At 77.1% G+C, this 1,964-nt stretch carries 3 protein-coding genes; 2 read left to right on the top strand and 1 reads right to left on the bottom strand.

The window, feature by feature from the left end; genetic code table 11:
• The coding region (locus tag CTKZ_RS19245) for an aquaporin (RefSeq protein ID WP_235843562.1) at window positions 1–983 on the top strand (983 nt) is incomplete at its 5' end.
• A 55-nt stretch (window positions 984–1,038) separates the two neighbouring features.
• Here CTKZ_RS19245 and CTKZ_RS19240 read toward each other — a convergent pair.
• The gene (locus CTKZ_RS19240; RefSeq protein WP_124344428.1) at window positions 1,039–1,443 is read right to left on the bottom strand and encodes a DUF3017 domain-containing protein; all 405 of its coding nucleotides are present in this window, start codon (window positions 1,441–1,443) and stop codon (window positions 1,039–1,041) included.
• Window positions 1,444–1,479: 36 nt separating this feature from the next.
• Between CTKZ_RS19240 and CTKZ_RS19235 the strand changes: the two genes are divergently transcribed.
• Window positions 1,480–1,964 (top strand): FAD-dependent oxidoreductase (locus CTKZ_RS19235; RefSeq protein WP_148090521.1); only part of this gene is annotated, 485 nt, incomplete at its 3' end.

Genomic DNA, 1,964 nt, shown 5'->3' with positions numbered 1-1,964 from the left:
CCGCCGCCCCGCAGGCCGACGCGACCGCCGCCGCACCCGCCCCGGAGGCACCGGCCGCCGCCGCGACGGGGTTCGCGAAGCCCGGCGACACCCCCGGCACGCCCGCCGTGCCGCCGGTCCCGGCGAGCGACGCTGACGAGGAGGTCGACGCGTACGTCGTGCCCGCCGGCACGGTCGTCACCACCGGCCCCGGGCTGCTCGCGCGGATCGGCGCCGAGGCGTTCGGCACGTTCGTGCTCGTCCTCGCCGGCGTCGGCACCGCGCTGTACGCCGCCGTGACCCAGGCCGGCCCGCTCGCGGTCGCCCTCGCGTTCGGCATCGCGGTCTTCGCGGGCATCGCCGCGGTCGGCCACGTGTCCGGCGGCCACTTCAACCCGGCCGTGACGTTCGGCGCCGTGCTCGCGGGCCGGACGTCGTGGCGCGACCTGCTCCCCTACTGGCTCGCGCAGCTCGTCGGCGCGGTCGCGGCGACCGCTGTGCTGTTCGTCGTCGTCACGACGCTGCCCGCCCTCGCCGACCAGGAGCGCGGCTTCTTCTCGGCCACGTCGAACGGGTTCGCCGCCCACTCGCCCATCGCCGCGCAGGCCGGCGAGGGCTTCTCGTGGATCGGCGCGGGGCTCATCGAGCTCGTCGTGACCGCCGTGTTCGTGGGCATCATCCTCGGCGCGACCGACCGCCGCTCCACCTCGGGCGCGGCCCCGGCCGCGATCGGCCTCGCGCTGGCCGCGCTGCTGCTCGTCGCGATCCCCGTGACGAACGGCTCGCTCAACCCGGCCCGTTCGCTCGCGACCGCGATCTTCTCCGAGTCGTGGGCGCTGGAGCAGGTCTGGCTGTTCTGGGTCGCGCCGCTCCTCGGTGCCGCGATCGCCGCGCTCCTCTACCGGGCGTTCGCGTCGGAGCCGGTCGAGGACAACCTGTTCGAGGAGGACGACGTCTACGTCACGACCGACGACGTGCTCGTCGTCGAGGACCGCAAGGCCTGACCACCCGCGACGGGCCCGGCTCCCCACGGGGGCCGGGCCCGTCGCACGTCCGGGCTCAGGCGCCCGGCGGCAGCGAGTGGGCGAGGACGCCCAGCGAGAGCGCGGCACCGAAGAGCAGCACCAGGTCGAGCGGCTTGGAGCGGACCGAGATCGCGACCGGCCCGGGCGACGGCCACGCCGCGCGCACGACGCCGCACAGCGCCATGACACCCGCGAGCGTGTACGCCCCGGCGCGGGCACCGACGACGAACGCGACGAGCACGGACAGCAGCACGCCGGCGCTCGTCCACCACAGCGACGCGTTGCGTGCGGCGTCGAGCGACGCGCGAGCGATCGCGCGCGGGTCGAGCGGGGCCTCCTCGACGGGGATCGGGCCGGTCGCCGGGGGCACGTCGGGCTCGGCCGACGACGACTCGTGCGTCATCCGCGGCCACTGCGGTCCGACCCGCTCCTGCACCATCGATCAGCCTCCCGACGGGAGACTACCGTTGCGCGGGTGACGTCCTGGACCCCCGCCGCGCCCGAGCCCCGCAGCACCGCGCGGACGGCGGACGGGGGCAGCGGCGGACCGGCGGTCCCCCCGCGCGACGTGCTGGTCGTCGGCGCAGGGCTCGCCGCCACGCAGACCGTCGCCGCGCTGCGCGAGCGCGGGTACGACGGGCGCGTCGTCGTCCTGGGTCGCGAGGGGGTCGCGCCCTACGACCGGCCCCCGCTGTCCAAGCACCTGCTCGACCGCACGGCACCCACGTGGCTCACCGACGAGGTCGGGGCGGACCTGACGGCGCTCGCCGACGAGGTGCACCTCGCCCGGCCCGCCCGCGCGCTGCGGGTGACCGGCGACCGGCCGGCCGTCGCGACGGACGACGGCGAGGTCGAGGCCGACGCGCTCGTCGTCGCGACCGGCGCGCACGCGGCCGTGCCCGCCGGCTGGCAGGCCGCCCTCACGCTCCACACCTGGGCCGACGCGCAGGTGCTGCGCGC

Source organism: Cellulomonas algicola, from assembly GCF_003851725.1.
GTDB classification, from domain to species: domain Bacteria; phylum Actinomycetota; class Actinomycetes; order Actinomycetales; family Cellulomonadaceae; genus Cellulomonas; species Cellulomonas algicola.
This window is presented reverse-complemented; position numbering and strand designations above follow the sequence as displayed.

Coding starts and splice junctions, on each gene's coding strand:
- CTKZ_RS19240 (WP_124344428.1), bottom strand. CDS start 1,443: ATGGTGCAGGAGCGGGTCGGACCGCAGTGGCCGCGGATGACGCACGAG.